Annotated in this window: 13 protein-coding genes; 4 read left to right on the plus strand and 9 right to left on the minus strand. The window is 61.3% G+C overall.

What is annotated here, in order from left to right:
- Nucleotides 1–81: 81 nt before the first annotated feature.
- Nucleotides 82–1,563, minus strand: a complete 1,482-nt coding sequence (malQ, locus tag AC6CDK_RS05615) for a 4-alpha-glucanotransferase (protein WP_039645643.1) — start codon at nt 1,561–1,563, stop codon at nt 82–84.
- 117 nt (nt 1,564–1,680) lie between these two features.
- Here malQ and AC6CDK_RS05620 point away from each other — a divergent pair, with 117 nt between their 5' ends.
- On the plus strand, nt 1,681–1,845 hold the full coding sequence (locus AC6CDK_RS05620; RefSeq protein ID WP_052269427.1) for a hypothetical protein: 165 nt from the start codon (nt 1,681–1,683) through the stop codon (nt 1,843–1,845).
- A gap of 4 nt (nt 1,846–1,849) precedes the next feature.
- Here the strand turns inward: AC6CDK_RS05620 and ftsH are convergent, their stop codons facing one another.
- The 5 genes from ftsH to AC6CDK_RS05645 all read right to left on the minus strand — a co-directional run bounded on the left by ftsH (nt 1,850) and on the right by AC6CDK_RS05645 (nt 8,346).
- Nucleotides 1,850–3,703, minus strand: a complete 1,854-nt coding sequence (gene ftsH / locus AC6CDK_RS05625) for an ATP-dependent zinc metalloprotease FtsH (protein WP_192905557.1) — start codon at nt 3,701–3,703, stop codon at nt 1,850–1,852.
- 95 nt (nt 3,704–3,798) lie between these two features.
- Nucleotides 3,799–4,722 (minus strand): CRISPR system precrRNA processing endoribonuclease RAMP protein Cas6, encoded by a 924-nt coding sequence (gene cas6 / locus AC6CDK_RS05630; protein WP_066357662.1) that lies wholly within the window; start codon nt 4,720–4,722, stop codon nt 3,799–3,801.
- Between the two features lie 276 nt (nt 4,723–4,998).
- On the minus strand, nt 4,999–5,760 hold the full coding sequence (locus tag AC6CDK_RS05635; RefSeq protein ID WP_039645649.1) for a succinate dehydrogenase/fumarate reductase iron-sulfur subunit: 762 nt from the start codon (nt 5,758–5,760) through the stop codon (nt 4,999–5,001).
- Nucleotides 5,760–7,673, minus strand: coding sequence for a fumarate reductase/succinate dehydrogenase flavoprotein subunit (locus AC6CDK_RS05640; protein ID WP_039645650.1), 1,914 nt, complete (start codon nt 7,671–7,673; stop codon nt 5,760–5,762). Before AC6CDK_RS05640 ends, AC6CDK_RS05635 begins: the two co-directional genes overlap by 1 nt.
- A gap of 10 nt (nt 7,674–7,683) precedes the next feature.
- On the minus strand, nt 7,684–8,346 hold the full coding sequence (locus AC6CDK_RS05645; RefSeq protein WP_039645652.1) for a succinate dehydrogenase cytochrome b subunit: 663 nt from the start codon (nt 8,344–8,346) through the stop codon (nt 7,684–7,686).
- A 533-nt stretch (nt 8,347–8,879) separates the two neighbouring features.
- Here AC6CDK_RS05645 and tgt point away from each other — a divergent pair.
- Nucleotides 8,880–9,986: a tRNA guanosine(34) transglycosylase Tgt gene (gene tgt, locus AC6CDK_RS05650; RefSeq protein ID WP_039645654.1), complete on the plus strand. Its 1,107-nt coding sequence runs from the start codon at nt 8,880–8,882 to the stop codon at nt 9,984–9,986.
- A 68-nt stretch (nt 9,987–10,054) separates the two neighbouring features.
- Nucleotides 10,055–10,846, plus strand: coding sequence for a nucleoside triphosphate pyrophosphohydrolase (mazG, locus tag AC6CDK_RS05655; protein ID WP_066357663.1), 792 nt, complete (start codon nt 10,055–10,057; stop codon nt 10,844–10,846).
- 283 nt (nt 10,847–11,129) lie between these two features.
- Here the strand turns inward: mazG and AC6CDK_RS05660 are convergent, their stop codons facing one another.
- From AC6CDK_RS05660 to AC6CDK_RS05670, 3 genes are all read right to left on the minus strand, one after another.
- Nucleotides 11,130–11,672 carry a methylated-DNA--[protein]-cysteine S-methyltransferase gene (locus AC6CDK_RS05660; RefSeq protein ID WP_039645658.1) on the minus strand — a complete coding sequence of 181 codons (543 nt, stop codon included), beginning with the start codon at nt 11,670–11,672 and terminating at the stop codon, nt 11,130–11,132.
- A complete protein-coding gene (murJ, locus tag AC6CDK_RS05665; RefSeq protein ID WP_066357667.1) occupies nt 11,669–13,234 on the minus strand; it encodes a murein biosynthesis integral membrane protein MurJ in 1,566 nt (521 codons plus the stop codon). The genes AC6CDK_RS05660 and murJ overlap by 4 nt, the downstream gene beginning before the upstream one ends.
- Nucleotides 13,235–13,308: 74 nt before the next feature.
- Nucleotides 13,309–15,441, minus strand: a complete 2,133-nt coding sequence (locus AC6CDK_RS05670; protein ID WP_039645662.1) for a thioredoxin domain-containing protein — start codon at nt 15,439–15,441, stop codon at nt 13,309–13,311.
- A 171-nt stretch (nt 15,442–15,612) separates the two neighbouring features.
- On the opposite strand from AC6CDK_RS05670, the gene AC6CDK_RS05675 reads away from it, so the two are divergent.
- Entirely contained in the window at nt 15,613–16,251 is a 639-nt protein-coding gene (locus AC6CDK_RS05675) for a DUF3047 domain-containing protein (RefSeq protein WP_496639765.1), read from the plus strand.
- The last annotated feature ends 51 nt before the right edge of the window (nt 16,252–16,302 follow it).

Here is a 16,302-nt window from a genome sequence, read left to right on the forward strand (position 1 = left end):
AGTTACTCGTCACAACACAGTATATATACCACACCTAACATGTCAACAAAAAGAACCCTGCCAACCACCACATTCAATCAACTACTTTCTTCCAAAAAGCACGGTTAATTCGAGAAGTTTTTTTGCGTGCTTCTCTGCAAGCATACCTTCACTGTAGCGCCACGACCAGTTGCCGTGGGGCGTGCCGGGAAGATTCATCCGGCTCGCCCCATCGAGTCCCATGACATCCTGGAGCGGAAAAATCGCCATATCGGCCACCGAGGCCATGCCGAGACGGATTAGCTCCCAATGGATATCCTTGCCCGTGGTGCCGGTATAGGCCAGAACCTCGCGGCGCTCCCGGGGGGAGAGGCTCTGAAACCAGCCATGAGTGGTGTCATTGTCGTGGGTGCCGGTGTAGACCACGCAGTCACGGGTGAAGTTGTGAGGCAGGTAGGGATTGCCCGGGCCGGAGTCAAAGGCGAACTGAAGGATCTTCATGCCGGGAAAACGGTAACGGTCGCGCAGTTCCTCCACGGCCGGGGTAATGACTCCCAGGTCCTCGGCAATGATCGGCAATGATCCCACCGCCCCGATGACGGCATCGAAGAGTGCCGTCCCCGGAGCGGGGACCCATCGGCCGTTGACCGCCGTCTTTTCTTTGGCCGGCACCTCCCAGCACGCCTCGAACCCGCGGAAGTGATCGACCCTGACCACGTCGTGAAGCGCGAATGAGCCGCGGAACCGCTCGATCCACCAGCGGAATCCATCGGCGGCCATGGCATCCCAGTTATAGAGGGGATTTCCCCACCGCTGGCCGGTCTTGCTGAAATAGTCCGGCGGAACCCCGGCTACCACGGTGGGCTTGCCCTTGTCATCCAGCTTGAAAAGACTCGGATTTGTCCAGACATCGGCTGAATCGAAGGCCACAAAGATGGGGATGTCGCCGACAACCGCGATCCCCTTGCCACTGGCATACTCCCTGACATGTCGCCACTGGCGGGAAAACTGCCACTGGATGTACTTGTGTTCACCGATGGCCACGCCGAGCCGCACCGAATATTTCTCGACCATCGCCGGTTCGCGGCGGGCAATGCCCTTGGGCCAGGCGTTCCAGCTCTTGCCGCCGAAATGCTCCTTGAGAGCCATGAACAGAGCAGCGTCGTGGAGCCAGGGGGTGGTATCGCAGAAGTGCCAGAACTCCCGCTTACGCTCCGGGTCGCCGTGGACGTGGAACCGGGCAGCGGCGGTCCGGAGCGCCCTCGACTTGAACGCCTCAACTGCCGGAAAGTCCACCTGACCGTCCGACAACTCCGCCACGGCCTCCTCGGGCTCCAGGTCCCCCTCTTCCACCAGGGCCCTCAGGTCGATCAGCAGGGGGTTGCCCGCAAAGGCCGAATAGCAGGAATAGGGGGAATTGCCATAGGCCGCGGGTCCCAGCGGCAGGACCTGCCAGAGACCCTGCCCCGCCTCTTCGAGAAAATCGATGAAATGGCGACACTCTTTCCCCAGCGAGCCGATACCACCGGGGCCCGGCAGGGAGGTCGGATGGAGCAGGATGCCGCTGCAACGCTTCTGTTTCATGAAGTCCTCGCTTTCGGTAAAATCCGTTTACAAATCCGGGGAGAAGACGGTATACAGAAAACAAACGGCCAGCGTCATGCCGGCCGGAAACTGTATCATGGAAGGAGCCGGCCAATCATGGAAACAATCAAGACCGCCCTCTTTGAAACCCTCGTCGACAGCGCAGTCAAAAACGATGACGGCACCTACGCCTTCTCGCTTGAAGGCAAAAGCTACATCATCAGCGATCCTCTTGAGATATCCAAGATAGCCCAGGACCACGGCTACATCATAATCTACTGACCCCTCACGACACGGAGGCCAGGACCTCGTCGATGCGTTTGCCGTCCAGGGTTTCCTCTTCCATGAGGGCATCCACCAGCGCATCGAGCTTGCCGCGGTTGTTGGCAATGACGTCATCGGCCTTCTGCTCGGCCTCCTTGATGATTGCGGCGATTTCCTGATCAATGAGCCATGCCATCTGTTCGGAAAAGGTCTTTTCCTCGGCCAGCTTGCGCCCGAGGAACGGATGCTCCTCCCCGCGGCTGAAGGTCATGGCGCCGATCTTGTCGCTCATGCCCCACTGGCAGACCATCTTCACCGCCAGGTCGTTCACCATCTTGAGATCGTTCTGGGCACCGGTGGAGAGATCGCCGAACACGGCCCGCTCGGCCTGCCTGCCGCCGAGTGCCACGGACAGGCGGTTCATGAGATAGGATTTCGGATAGTGGTAGCGGTCGTCCTCGGGCAGTTGCTGGGTTACCCCAAGGGCTTGCCCCCGCGGGATGATGGTCACCTTGTGGACCGGGTCGGTACCAGGCAGGAGCTTGGCCACGATCGTATGGCCGGCCTCGTGATAGGCGGTAATCCGCTTCTCCTGCTCCGTGATGAACATCTTCCGCTCCCCGCCCATGAGGACCTTGTCCTTGGCCCGTTCCATATGATCCATGGTAACGGTCGCTGCGTTCTCCCGGGCCGCCAGGATGGCCGCCTCGTTGACGAGGTTTTCCAGGTCGGCGCCGGCCATGCCGGGTGTTCCCCGGGCAATGATGGCTAGATCCACATCCTTGTCGAGGGGAACCTTGCGGGTGTGAACATGGAGGATTTTCTCCCGGTCACGCCAGTCGGGACGGTCGATGACCACGTGACGGTCGAACCGGCCTGGACGAAGGAGCGCCGGGTCCAGAACATCGGGCCGGTTGGTGGCTGCCATGACGATCACCTCGTCAAGGGAGTCGAACCCGTCCATTTCGGAGAGGAGCTGATTAAGGGTCTGCTCCCGCTCGTCGTGGCCCCCGCCGAGTCCGGCACCGCGGCTGCGCCCCACCGCATCCAGCTCGTCGATGAAGATGATGCTCGGAGCCGACTTCTTGGCCGTGGCAAAGAGATCGCGCACCCGTCCGGCGCCGACGCCGACAAACATCTCGATGAACTGGGACGCCGAGATGCTCAGGAAGGTAACGTCCGCCTCCCCCGCCACGGCCCGGGCCAGGAGGGTCTTTCCCGTGCCCGGAGGCCCCACCAGGAGCACTCCTTTGGGCACCTTGCCGCCGATTCGCTGGAACTTTTTCGGATCCTGCAAATAGTCGACGATCTCCTTCAGCTCCATCTTCGGGTTCTCCATGCCGGCCACATCATCGAAGGTTACCTTCACCTTGGCACTGGGGGTGTACATCTTGGCACCCGACTTGGAGAAATTTCCCATGACCGAGGAGGGTCCCTGCCCCCGAATCCCCCGCATGGCCAGCCACCAGACGCCGATGATCAGTATCCACGGCAGCACATAGAAAAGCCCGCTGACAATCGGCGACGTTTCCGTTGTCACTGCGGTCACCTCGACATTTTTTGCCTGAAGGTCCGCCATGAGAAAGGGATCGTCGATACCAGGCTTGACAGTGGAAAACCTGGCCGTCTCCCGAGCCACGGTCTTTTCACCCGCAGGCTGGTCCACAGTCACCTTGCTGCGGAACTCACCGGTAATGGTGGTGCCCTTGATGGTGATGCGCTTGATGTTGCCAGCCGCCAGCTCGGCCCGGAACCGGCTGTAGGACACGACCGCGCCGCCATCGACGGACTGGCGGGCAACATAGGTGTAAATCAGGTTGAATACCACCAGCAGGCCAAGCATCCAGAGTATCGGTTTCCAGACCGACTGCCCCATTCATCCACCTCCTGATCATACGCTGTCCGGCTCCCGTGTGGCGAGAGCGCGCCAACGTCTGTTAATTCCTATCACACACGGCCTGCAATGCAAGATCAGCCGACGTCACCGAGCAGATGAAACCGGCCCATGCCGAAGGGAGCCCCTTTCCCCGCGCCGAGATACTCTCCCACCAACAGATAGGGAATGAACTCCTCCACATCGTTCACGGCAAAAACCGCATCGCCGACAAGTCCTCCATAGCGCCCGCGCCGGTCCGCCTCCCGCCAGTCGGTCCACCGCACGGCCTGACCGATGGGCTTCACGTTGGCGCTCAGTTGCGCAAGCCACCTGAAATCGTCATCGATCTCCCGGTCGCAATAGGCTGATGCAAGGGCCGATACCCGCCTCATGAGCGCACGGGCAAACACGGAAAACGAAAAGCTCTGCAGCGGTGCACCATCCTGGATGATCTTCAGGGGAGTAACGAAGGAAAGCGACAGGGCTTCTCCCAGGATGCGGTTGTCCATAAGCCCGGTCCCTGAGAGGATTGTGGGCCCCGCGCCTGCAGTTGCGCCCTCATCGGTCAGACATGGACTCCGCTCGCCGAAATACCCTGCGGACTCGACACGCGCGAGTTCGGCTGTGACGCCGGTGAAACCGCGATCCCCCAGCATTCCGGCAAAAGCCTTCACGAGAAGGGAGGCATGGGTGATCGCCGTCCCCACAAGGGTAAGCCCAACCTCGAACTCCGGCCGATCTCCCAGAACCGGGAACGTGAAGGCAAAAGGAACCGGTGGTTTTTGATGGCGCCTGACCGTGGCCGGATCATTGCCGAGCGGTTGGAGAAATGCACTGCCATAAGCGCAACTCCCCTCCCGGCAGCGGGGGCACCCCTCACCGCCGCAGCCTGAGAGGCGCAAGAGCCACGCCTGAAAGTGTTCACGACACCGGTACAGGGCATACGGGTCACGCACGCTCCCCCGGATCACCCCGGAGAGCAGGAGCTTCACAAAAGTTATATCAATGACAGCCCCCATCACCACTCCTACAGCAGAGTCGCATCCCGCGCGGATAGTTCCAGCCCGTCAACCACCGCCGGAGTTGTGGGCTTCCCGGCCACGCCTGTATCAACAACGCCGTGGTGCTGACCACAACACCTCCGAATTCCTTCGCAGGACGGGACACGGGAGACGCCGGGGACATCTTCACCGGCCCGGCACTACCGTCCCCAGCGGTGTACAAAAAAAGGGGCGGATTGTCAATCCGCCCCTTCCGTTCATTTGTCGCAGCGTGCAAAATCCACTGCGCGCCCGCTATTTGCAGAGAGACTTGAGATACTCCCTGTTCAGCGTGGCGATGAACTTCACGTCGATCCCCTTGGGGCACGCAGCCTGGCACTCGTAGTGATTGGTGCAGTTGCCGAAACCGCACTCCTGAAGGGCCTCGCTCATTGCTTTGACGCGGCGGGCAGCTTCGGCCTTGCCTTGGGGCAGGACCGCCAACTGTGACACCTTGGCAGAGGTGAACAGCATGGCCGAGCCGTTGGGGCAGCCTGCCACGCAGGCACCACAGCCGATACACTCGGCGGCGTCCATGGCGTAATCGGCATCGCCCTTCGGAATGAGCAGGGCATTGCCGTCGGCAACCCCTCCGGTGTGGGCCGAGGTATAGCCGCCGGCCTGGATGATGGTGTCAAGGGCCGTCCGGTCAACGACCAGATCCTTAACGATCGGAAATGCGCGGGCACGCCACGGCTCAATGTAGATGGCATCGCCATTCTTGAACATCCGCATGTGGAGCTGGCACACCGTTGTCCGATCCATGCCGCCATGGGCAACGCCGTTGATGACCTGGGAGCACATGCCACAAATGCCCTCGCGGCAGTCGTGATCGAAGGCGATGGGGTCCTTCCCCTGCTTGATGAGTTCTTCGTTGACGTCGTCGAGCATCTCGAGGAACGACTGGTCGGGACTGACGTCTTTCGCCTCGTAGACCTCGAATTTCCCCGGGTCCTTCGGCCCCTTCTGGCGCCAGACATGAAGGGTAAGAGTCATATTCTTGTCATGATGGCTCATTATTTGTAGCTCCTTATCGCAAGGTGGACGTTTTCAAACTTCAGCGGCTCCTTGTGAAGCTCGGGCTCCTTGCCAACCCCCTTGAATTCCCATGCGGCGACATAGCAGTAGTTTTCGTCGTCACGCTTGGCCTCGCCGTCGGGCATCTGGTGCTCGACCCGGAAGTGACCGCCGCAGGACTCGTTGCGATGCAGGGCATCCAGCGTCATGAGCTCGGCAAACTCCAGGAAGTCGGCCACGCGGCCGGCGTTCTCCAACTGCTGGTTGAACTCGGCGCCGGAGCCGCTAACCTTCACGTTCTTCCAGAACTCATCACGGATCTGCGGGATGACCTTGAGAGCCTCCTTGCAGCTCTCCTCGCTCCGGGCCATGCCGACGTTGTTCCACATGATCTTGCCCAGTTCGCGGTGGAACTCGGTGACGGTTTTCTTGCCGTTGATCGACATGAACTTCTTGAGGTCGTTGTTGACATCGTCGATCGATTTCTTGCACTCGGGGTTATCCGCCTTGACCTTGCCGGGGGCAATGCGGGCCAGGTAGTCGGCGATGGTGTAGGGAATGACGAAGTAGCCGTCGGCAAGCCCCTGCATGAGGGCGCTGGCGCCGAGGCGGTTCGCTCCGTGCACCGAGAAGTTGGCTTCGCCCAGGACAAAGAGGCCCGGCACGTTGCTCATGCAGTTGTAGTCGACCCAGAGGCCGCCCATGGAGTAGTGGGGGGCCGGATAGATCCGCATCGGGACCTTGTAGGCGTTCTCATCGGTGATCTTCTCGTACATTTCGAAGAGGTTGCCGTAACGCTCGCGAATAGTATTTTCGCCAAGGCGCTGAATGGAGGAGGCAAAGTCCAGATAGACGCCGCGTCCGCCCGGTCCGACGCCGCGGTTGTCGTCGCACTGCTCCTTGGCCGCGCGGGATGCGATGTCACGGGGTGCCAGGTTTCCGAAAGAGGGGTATTTCCGCTCCAGATAGTAGTCGCGGTCCTCGTCTGGAATCTGGCCCGGCGCACGGTTGTCGCCCTGCTTCTTGGGCACCCAGCAGCGGCCGTCGTTACGGAGCGACTCGGACATGAGGGTCAGTTTTGATTGCTTGTCACCGTGCTGCGGAATGCAGGTCGGGTGAATCTGGGTGTAACAGGGGTTGGCGAAGAAAGCACCCTTCTTGTGGGCCTTCCAGACAGCGGTAACACTGCACCCCATGGCGTTGGTGGAGAGGTTGAAGACGTTCACATAGCCGCCGGTGCAGAGAACAACCGCATCGCCCACGTGAGTGCGGATCTCGCCGGTCACCAGATCGCGGATCGTGATCCCCTTGGCCTCGCCGTCAACAATGATCAGGTCGAGCATCTCGGTGCGGGGGAACATCTTGACGGTACCGGCCTTGATCTGCCGGGCAAGGGCGGAATAGGCGCCCAGCAGCAACTGCTGGCCCGTCTGGCCCCGGGCATAGAAGGTACGGGATACCTGAGCGCCGCCAAAGGAGCGGTTGTCCAGATAACCGGCGTAGTCGCGGGCAAAGGGTACGCCTTGGGCCACGCACTGATCGATGATGTTGTTGGACACCTGGGCCAGACGCCAGACGTCGGCTTCACGGGCGCGGAAGTCGCCACCCTTGATGGTGTCGTAGAAAAGACGGTAGATGCTGTCGCCGTCGTTCGGATAGTTCTTGGCAGCGTTGATACCGCCCTGGGCGGCGATGGAATGCGCGCGGCGCGGGCTGTCCTGATAACAGAACGCTTCCACGTTGTAACCAAGCTCCCCCAGCGATGCAGCGGCTGCACCACCGGCAAGGCCGGTCCCGACGACGAGGATCTTGTACTTGCGCTTGTTGGCGGGGTTGACCAGCTTCATGTCGAAGCGGTGCTTGTCCCACGTTTTCTCAATTGGCCCTGTCGGACATTTTCCGTCGAGTATCACTATGAACCCCCTAACCTTTCAGAATGCCGGTGACGATGACGAACGGAATGGTCGCATAGCCGAGGAGAAGAACCACTGCGGCGACCATGCCGATTCTGTTGAACACCGGAAGTGACTTGTTATTGTTCCACCCCATGGTCTGGAAGAAACTCTGGATCCCGTGGGAGAGGTGGAGGAACAGAACCACCATGGCCGCGATGTAGATGAACGCGATGATGCCATGGGAGAAGCTGTTGGTCACCATGCCGAAGACATCGATGCGGCCCAGGCTGTCTACGCCGATCTTGATGTCGGGGGTAGCGCGGATGGTGAAGTGGAGGAGGTGATAGATGATGAAGGACAGCAGAAGGAGGCCGGTGTACAGCATGCTCAGGCTCCCCATGGTGGCCCTTCTGTAGTTCTTGACCGCATAGGTGTCGGGGTTGGCGGCGCGGTTCTCAAGGCTCAACTGGATGCCGAACAGGATATGAATGCCTGCCGCAACCAGCATGACGAGACGAAAGCCCCAGACAAGAGGCGGAAGGGCATGCAGGTGCTCCGCGTAGGCATTGATGCCTCCGGGAATGAAGATGGATGAGTTGCCAAGCATGTGGACGATGACGAACAGAACCATGACCTGGCCGGTAATCGCCATCAGGACTTTTCTTCCCACAGAACTCGTGAACAGTTGCATAATAATTTCCCTTTGCGTGTAGATAGTTGTTCTTTGGGTTCAGACCACGTACCGCCGGCCGGCACACAGCCGGACCGCGGCGCCCTCACGAAAAAACGCAGATATTCCGGGCGGCGCCCGCCACTCCTTACAATTGTCCATAGATACCTCCCCTGCAAGGATTTAGTGAAGCCTGATGCCGGAACACGCTTCTTACATTAGTATTTATTCATTTTTATACTGTATACTGTATACTAAACGTCGTTTTAGGAAAAAGCAATAGAAAAGTATCGTTTAAAAGAGCGCGAAGCCAGTTTCCGTCTGCTTTCAGGGCTGTTGACAACAAACGTGGCCCGGCAGGCCGGGACAGTGAGGCCATGTCGCCTGCCGGACAGAGGATGGATGGGGTCTCGGCGAGCGCGGGCACGGCCCCGTTGCATTTCAGCGGCCAGTCTGATACAACCAGAGCTGAACTGCACGGAAAAGCAGCACGTTACGTTAACAAAAGCCCATATTCTCGCGAAGTTGTAATACAACCTCCCCAAAAAGGCAACATGAAATTCAAATTAATTAAAAAAGACACCAGAACATCTGCGCGGCGGGGATCACTCACGACCCCCCACGGCACCATCGAAACCCCCATCTTCATGCCCGTCGGCACCCACGCGGCCATGAAAGCGATGACGCCCTCCCAGGTCAAAGAGACGGGAGCACAGATCATCCTTTCCAACACCTACCACCTTCACCTGCGCCCCGGCGAGGACCTTGTCGCCAAGGCTGGGGGCCTGCACCGGTTCATGGGATGGGACGGACCGATTCTGACCGATTCGGGCGGCTTCCAGGTCTTCTCGCTGCCCAACAAGAAGATTACCGACGAGGGGGTCTTCTTCCGCCACGAGGTGAGCGGCGAAGAAGTGTTCCTCGACCCGGCACGGGCCACGGCGATCCAGGAAGCGCTGGGCGCCGACATCATCATGGCTTTTGACGAGTGCATCCCCTACCCCTGCGACAAAAAGTACGCGGCGGCATCGACCCGCAAGACCATAAGGTGGGCGGAAGCGTGCAAAAAGGCCCACACGCGCAAGGACCAGGCGCTGTTCGGCATCGTTCAGGGGAGCGTATTCGAGGACCTGCGTGCCCAATGCGCCAGGGAACTGGTCCAGCTCGACTTCCCCGGCTACGCCGTGGGAGGCGTATCGGTGGGCGAAGGGCTTGAACTGCTGAAAAAGGTAGTTGAGTACACGGCCCCGTTCCTCCCGGAGAACAAGCCCCGCTACCTCATGGGGGTGGGACTGCCGGAGGATATCCTGGAGAGCGTGGAGCGGGGGATGGACATGTTCGACTGCGTGATCCCGACCCGCTATGCCCGGAGCGCCACCCTTTTCACCAACAGGGGGAAAATTCGACTGACCCATCGTAACTACCGGCGCGACTTCTACCCCGTCGACCCCAACTGCACCTGCTATACCTGCCGGAACTTCACCCGGGCGTACCTCCACCACCTCTTCAACGCCAACGAGATACTCTCCGCAACCCTGGCGAGCATCCACAACGTCCACTTCTATCTGAACATGATGGCGGAGATACGTGCTGCCATCGAGGAAGGGCGCTTTGCCGACTACAAGCGGAACTTCCTGGCGAGCTATCTGAAGGGTAAGTAGGAAAGAGTGAAGCGAACGCGTGCAAGGGCATCCGAACGGGTGCCCTTTTGCCTGGAGGAACAAACACCATGACGGACGAACAGGCCGGCTTCGGCAGGATCATGGAAATCATGCGGCGGTTGCGCGGACCGGGAGGATGCCCGTGGGACGCGGAACAGACCCATGAGTCGCTCAAGCGCTATCTGCTCGAAGAGGCCTACGAGGTCATCGAAGCCATTGATGCCGGATCTCCGGAAATGCTTCGGGAAGAATTGGGCGACCTTTTGCTCCAACCGGTCTTCCACGCGGTGGTGGCCGAGGAGCGGGGAGCGTTCGCCATGGCGGACGTACTGGAAACGCTGGCGGAAAAACTCGTGTCGCGCCACCCCCACGTCTTTGGCGATCAGGTGGTCCGTACCAGCGACGAGCAGATAGAAAACTGGGAGCGGATCAAGCAGAAGGAAAAGGCTCAGGAACGTCGCTCGGCCCTGGCCGGCGTCCCGGCCCACCTGCCGGCACTCATGCGGGCGCAGAAGGTCACGGAGAAGGCGTCCCGGGTCGGCTTCGACTGGACCCGCGTCGACGAAGTGCATGCCAAGGTGATGGAGGAGCTTGCGGAGTTCGAAGAAGCCATGGCCGCGGGGAACCAGCAGCGCATGGAGGCTGAGCTGGGCGATCTCCTGTTTGCCATTGTCAACCTGGGCCGATTCCTCGCCCTGGACCCCGAAGAGGCGCTCCGCAAGACCATTGAGCGTTTTACCCGCCGCTTTTCCCACATCGAAGAAACGCTTCACGACCGCGGGGTGGCGCTCAAGGATGCATCACTGGCTGAGATGGAGGCCCTGTGGGAGGAGGCGAAAGCGGGGGAGGCAGGGGGTTGAGCCGCACAACAGCCGGGAATGAAGACGTTTTTTACAACCGCGACCAATTTTCCACAAAAATTGTGGATAACCTGTTGATAACGATGTGAACAAGATGGCAAACGGATACAGGAACGAAGGGTTTTCACCTTCTGCCCATTTTTTGCTCACAAGATAACATATTGATTTTAAAAAAATAATCTCCATTCACCTTGAACTTCAGGCAGTTATCGCCCCATTGTTCAACCCAGGCTTCACGAAAGCAGGCGTTCCATCGGAAAGCTGTGCATAACTGCCCGATTTCTCACTCCCCGGACACGACATTTGCTTCCAGCTCCAGAAGCCAGCGCTTGGAGTCGATCCCGCCGGCCCCCGAATAGCCGGTAAGGGCGCCACCCGCCCCCACCACCCGATGACAGGGAATGATGACGGGAAGGGGATTGGCGGCCATGGCCGAGCCAACCCCCCGGGCAGCGCCGGGGCTGCCCGCGGCAACGGCTACCTGGCCGTAGGTCATGACCTGGCCCCTCCCTATGCCGCGTACGATCTCGTACACCTTTTTCCGAAACGGCGTAACGTGCTCCTCGTCGAGAGGAACCGTGAACTCAACCGCCTCGCCTGCAAAGTACGCAACAAGCTGACGAGCCGCCTCGCGGCCGAGGGAATTTTCGCCTGCCAGGCGGGGGTAGCGGCTGCGGACGGTTGCGGCCATATCCTCCCGCGTGGCGACCCTGAAGGGGAGGAACACCTCCCTGAGTCCCCTCCTGCCCGCCACCACGGCACCGACTCCCACCGGCGCCTCGAAAAAGGACACATACACCTCGTTGCGCGCCGCTGTTCCCGTCATCGAGCGAACCTCCTTCTAAGGTGTGCCGCCAGTTCGCGCGTCTCTTCGCTGCGGAGCAACGAGGCGGCTGCAAGAAACAACACGACGCCCACGCCCACGGCACCGAGCAGAACTACTCCCTTGAGCATCTTTTCCCCCGGCAGTGACCAGTCGATAAGCGCCACCATCCAGCGGACCGCCAGCGCCATGGGCAGGGATGCCGCAAGCACCTTCATGCCTGAACGGACCAGGGCCCTGCCGCCGAAGGGACCGATTTTCCGCCGCAGGAGGACCAGAAGGAGCCCCATGTTGGCAAGGGCGGACAGGGAAGAAGCCAGGGCCAGTCCGCCGTGGGCGAGGGGCTTCATGAGGATGAGGCTGGCGATGGCGTTCATGATGAAGGCGACAAAAGCGACCATGACCGGCGTCCTCGTATCCTTGAGAGCGTAAAACGCGGGGACCAGAACCCGCACCAGGGCCACGAGCGAAAGCCCAAGGGCGTAGTAGAACAGGGCGATTCCCGCATTGGCGGCCTGGGCATAGTCGAACTCCCCCCCCATGAAAAGGAGGCTGAAGATGGGGGTGGCGCAGACCATGAGGCCCACCGTGGCCGGAATGGTGACGAACAGGGTGAGCCGCAGGCCGAAAACGAGAGATTCCCGGAAGGCATCCATGTCGCCGGCCGCCGCCTGCCGGCTCAGGGAGGGCAGGACCGCCTGGGCCACGGAGACGGTGAAGATCCCCTGGGGAAACTCGAACAGCCGCTGGGCGTAGTAGAGGTACGAGACGCTTCCCTCGGGAAGGAGCGAGGCAAGGATATTGCCCACGGTGATGTTCAGGTAGTAGACCCCAACCCCGAAAACCGACGGTCCCATGAGAAGGGCGATGCGCCGTACCGCGGGATGGTGGAGATCGAAACGGACGCGGAGCGGGAATCCCTTGCGGTAGAGCACCGGCAGTTGAAGGAGAAGCTGAAGGACCCCCCCCAGCAGGACCCCCACGGCCAGGGCGGTGATCGGCACCGCGAACCGATCGCGAAGCAGCCAGGCACAGAGAATCATGGAAACGTTCAGGAACACGGTGGAGATGGCCGGGGTGAAAAAGTGGCGAACCGTATTGAGTATCCCCATGCAGAGCGCCAGCAGGCTAATGAAGAAAATATACGGAAACATGAGCCGGTTGAGAAAGACCGTGAGCCCGAACTTGGCCGGATCGGCCCTGAACCCGGGAAACATGACCGAGACGATGCCGGGGGCGAGCAGGATCCCCGCCAGAGTCACGCCCGCCATGACAATGGTGAGAAGCGTGAAGCAGACGTTGGCGAGCTCGCGCGCCTCCTCGGGGCTTCGCTGGGAGTGCCACTCGGAGAAGGTCGGCACGAATGCCGACGTGAGGGCCCCCTCGGCGAAAAACCGGCGCAGCATATTGGGAATCTGAAAGGCGGCGAAAAAGGCGTCGGTCTGGAGGCCGGCGCCGAAGAACCGGGAAACGGCCATGTCGCGCACCATCCCCATGATGCGGGAGATGATGGTTGCCAGGCCGAGGACGCCGGCGGCCCGGGCTATCTGCTTCTTTTCAGACATGGGCTCCCCTGGAGAATGTGATCAGGGGAGGTATGTACCACAGTCGCCGGGTCTTTGGGAACTTTTTCAGCGTTTCACCTCTGTCCCGACGGCCGGATGACGTGCCGGCCCAGGATATCCTCCAACCCTTCGGGCTCCGTGACCGGCGGCAGACAGGCACCGGCCGCGCAGACACGGGCGATGCCCCTGCTTCCGCCCTCCCCCCTGGCCGGCGCATCCTCTTCCCGCTCCCTCAGGACCAGTCCGGGAATCAGGCGGCCACCGAGGATCCGGAGCAGTTCCCGCACGGCATGCGGCCTGGTCGCCGCGGCGATCACGACCTCGAACGGGTCGGTCAGGAGTTCGCCCAGGGCGCAGAGGAGATGGATGTGTGCTGCGGGCTGTCGGGTTGCTCCGTCCAGAAACGCCCGGATGATGCCGCGCCCTGCCTCCTCGAATACGCCGTGACCGGTTATCCTGCCGAGGCGGATCAGAACCGAGGCAGCCATGGCGTTGCCCGAAGGAATGGCGCCGTCCAGCGCGTCCTTGCCCCGCACGAGGATCGTTTCCGCATCGCTCCCCGTATCAAAGAGCCCTCCCCCGTTGTCGCCGAAAAGCCGGAGCATGTCGTGGGTCAGCGAGCGTGCCAGGGCCAGATGCCGGGGGTCGAGGGTGGCTTCGTGCAGTTCAAGGAGGCCGCGAATGAAAAATGCATAGTCCTCCAGGAAACCGGGACCGCTCGCCTCGCCCCGATGACAACTGCGCACCAGCCGTCCTGCCGGCGTACGGAGATCAATACTCACACGCCGCACCGCGCGTTCGGCGCCCTCCAGCAGACGCTCATCGCCGCAGATCAGGAACGTGCGGGCCAGGGCCGCAACCATGAGTCCGTTCCAGCCGGTTATGATCTTCTCGTCGCGGAAGGGGCGCGGCCGCCGCTCCCGCGCCTCCAGAAGCAGGGCGCGCCAGCGGTCGCTCCGCTCCCACAGGTCGTGGGGATCAACTCCCTCGATTCGGGCAAAGGCACCGGGGGCTCGGGGAAGGTGGAGCACGTTCGCCCCCTCGAAATTTCCCTGCTCGGTAACATCATAGAGGCGACAGAACAATTCGCCGTCTGCCGCCCCGAGGACCTCCCGCACCTGGGCGGGAGTCCAGAGGTAACAGGCCCCCTCCCTTCCCTCGGAATCGGCATCCAGAGCCGAGTAGAAGCCCCCGGCCGGCGCGGAGAGCTCCCGCAGGACAAAGCTGCAGGTTTCCTGTGCCAGATCCCTGAAGGCACTGTTCCCCGTAACCTGTGCGGCCTCGACCAGCGCAAGGGTGCAGAGGGCCTGGTCGTAGAGCATTTTCTCGAAATGCGGCACGAGCCAGCGGCCATCCACGGTGTAGCGGTGAAAACCGCCGCCCAGGTGATCCCGGATGCCTCCCTGCGCCATGGCGGTGAGGGTATCCGTGGCCATGGCCACGGCCTCGCCGTCGCCGTATCGCTGGCCATAGCGCAGGAGAAAGGAGAGGTTCAGGGCCATGGGAAACTTGGGCGCACCGCCGAAGCCGCCGGACTCGCCGTCATAGATATCCGCCAACTGCCGTCGCGCACCGTGGAGCGGCGCCTCATCCTCGGCGGCGGCTGGGCGGACGGAGTTGAACCGCACCAGGGCATCCATGATGGCGGAACAGTTCTGCCTGATCACGTCCCGCCGCTGCCGCCAGACATCGGCAATCTTTTCCAGGAGATCGATCAGCCCCGGCATGCCGCCCCGGGAGCGCCGGGGAATATAGGTGGCGGCAAAGAAAGGTTGCCGGTCGGGGGTCATGATGATGGTGAGGGGCCAGCCGCCGCTGCCGTTCATCATCTGCGCGACGCGCATGTAGGTATCGTCGATATCGGGGCGCTCCTCCCGGTCGACCTTCACCGGCACGTACTCCCGGTTCAGGACCGCGGCAATCTCGGCATCGTCGAAGGACTCGGCCGCCATGACGTGGCACCAGTGGCAGGTGGCGTAGCCGATGGAAAGGAAAACCGGACGGTCCTCGGCCCGTGCCCGCGCAAAGGCCTCCTCCCCCCAGGGATACCACTCCACCGGGTTGTCGGCGTGCTGAAGGAGATAGGGGCTCGTGGCAAAGATGAGCCGGTTGAAGTATGGACCGCCGTCTGGCGGAAGCGTCCGCCGGTCCGCCGAAAAGATGCGTTCGATCCGCTGTTCATCGTGGTGCCGCCTTTCATTGCCCATTGGTTTTCGCTCCCGTTTCGGCCACATGCCGTCGTGAAGATCATGCCGCCTGCCCAGTGACAAGTCTACCAGACCGGAGCGAACGGCAACCGCCGATGGTGAGTTTATGGCGCGGCGGATCTTTCGCCCCGCTGCCTGACCTGCTACACTGGCTCTCACGGGAGGAACGCCATGGGAAGAATCGTCGCCACAGCCCTGCTGCTGACCCTTGCCGACACCGCGGCCGCCATGACGGTGGGCCGTTTCAGTGCCGGAGACCTGACCGGCTGGCAAGAGCAGACGTTCCGGGGAAAAAGAAAAACGACCTACTCGCTGGTGAAGGATGGAGAGCGGACTGTCCTGAAGGCGCAGAGCCGGGGCTCGGCGTCGGGACTGGTCAGAACGATGAGTTTCGACCCGAAGGCACAGCCGTGGCTGCGCTGGTCGTGGAAGGTCGCCGGCACGCTGACCAGGGGGGATGAAGGAGTCAAGGGAGGAGACGACTACGCGGCGCGGGTCTATGTAATTTTTCCCGGCACCTTCTTCTGGCAAACGAGGGCGATCAACTACATCTGGGCAAACCGGCTTCCCAAGGGAGCCTCGACTCCGAACCCCTTCGCCCCACGGAACGTGATGATGGTGGCGGTGGAAAGCGGCGGCGCCGGCGCGGGGAAATGGCTTTCAGAGGAGAGGAACGTCTATGAGGACTACGTGAGGCTCTTCGGCGAGGAGCCACCGAGGGCGGAGGGGGTGGCGCTCATGACCGATTCCGACAACACCGGCGGTGAAGCGACCGCCTGGTACGGGGATATCGTGCTGGCGGAGAAATGAAAAAAAGAGACGGGATCTCGTCCCGCCTCTTTACCGCATGAGTACGCGCCG

The organism is Geobacter sp. PheSNFMC, from assembly GCF_059620965.1.

Coding starts and splice junctions, on each gene's coding strand:
- malQ (WP_039645643.1), bottom strand. CDS start 1,563: ATGAAACAGAAGCGTTGCAGCGGCATCCTGCTCCATCCGACCTCCCTG.
- AC6CDK_RS05620 (WP_052269427.1), top strand. CDS start 1,681: ATGGAAACAATCAAGACCGCCCTCTTTGAAACCCTCGTCGACAGCGCA.
- ftsH (WP_192905557.1), bottom strand. CDS start 3,703: ATGGGGCAGTCGGTCTGGAAACCGATACTCTGGATGCTTGGCCTGCTG.
- cas6 (WP_066357662.1), bottom strand. CDS start 4,722: ATGGGGGCTGTCATTGATATAACTTTTGTGAAGCTCCTGCTCTCCGGG.
- AC6CDK_RS05635 (WP_039645649.1), bottom strand. CDS start 5,760: ATGAGCCATCATGACAAGAATATGACTCTTACCCTTCATGTCTGGCGC.
- AC6CDK_RS05645 (WP_039645652.1), bottom strand. CDS start 8,346: ATGCAACTGTTCACGAGTTCTGTGGGAAGAAAAGTCCTGATGGCGATT.
- tgt (WP_039645654.1), top strand. CDS start 8,880: ATGAAATTCAAATTAATTAAAAAAGACACCAGAACATCTGCGCGGCGG.
- mazG (WP_066357663.1), top strand. CDS start 10,055: ATGACGGACGAACAGGCCGGCTTCGGCAGGATCATGGAAATCATGCGG.
- AC6CDK_RS05660 (WP_039645658.1), bottom strand. CDS start 11,672: ATGACGGGAACAGCGGCGCGCAACGAGGTGTATGTGTCCTTTTTCGAG.
- murJ (WP_066357667.1), bottom strand. CDS start 13,234: ATGTCTGAAAAGAAGCAGATAGCCCGGGCCGCCGGCGTCCTCGGCCTG.
- AC6CDK_RS05670 (WP_039645662.1), bottom strand. CDS start 15,441: ATGGGCAATGAAAGGCGGCACCACGATGAACAGCGGATCGAACGCATC.
- AC6CDK_RS05675 (WP_496639765.1), top strand. CDS start 15,613: ATGGGAAGAATCGTCGCCACAGCCCTGCTGCTGACCCTTGCCGACACC.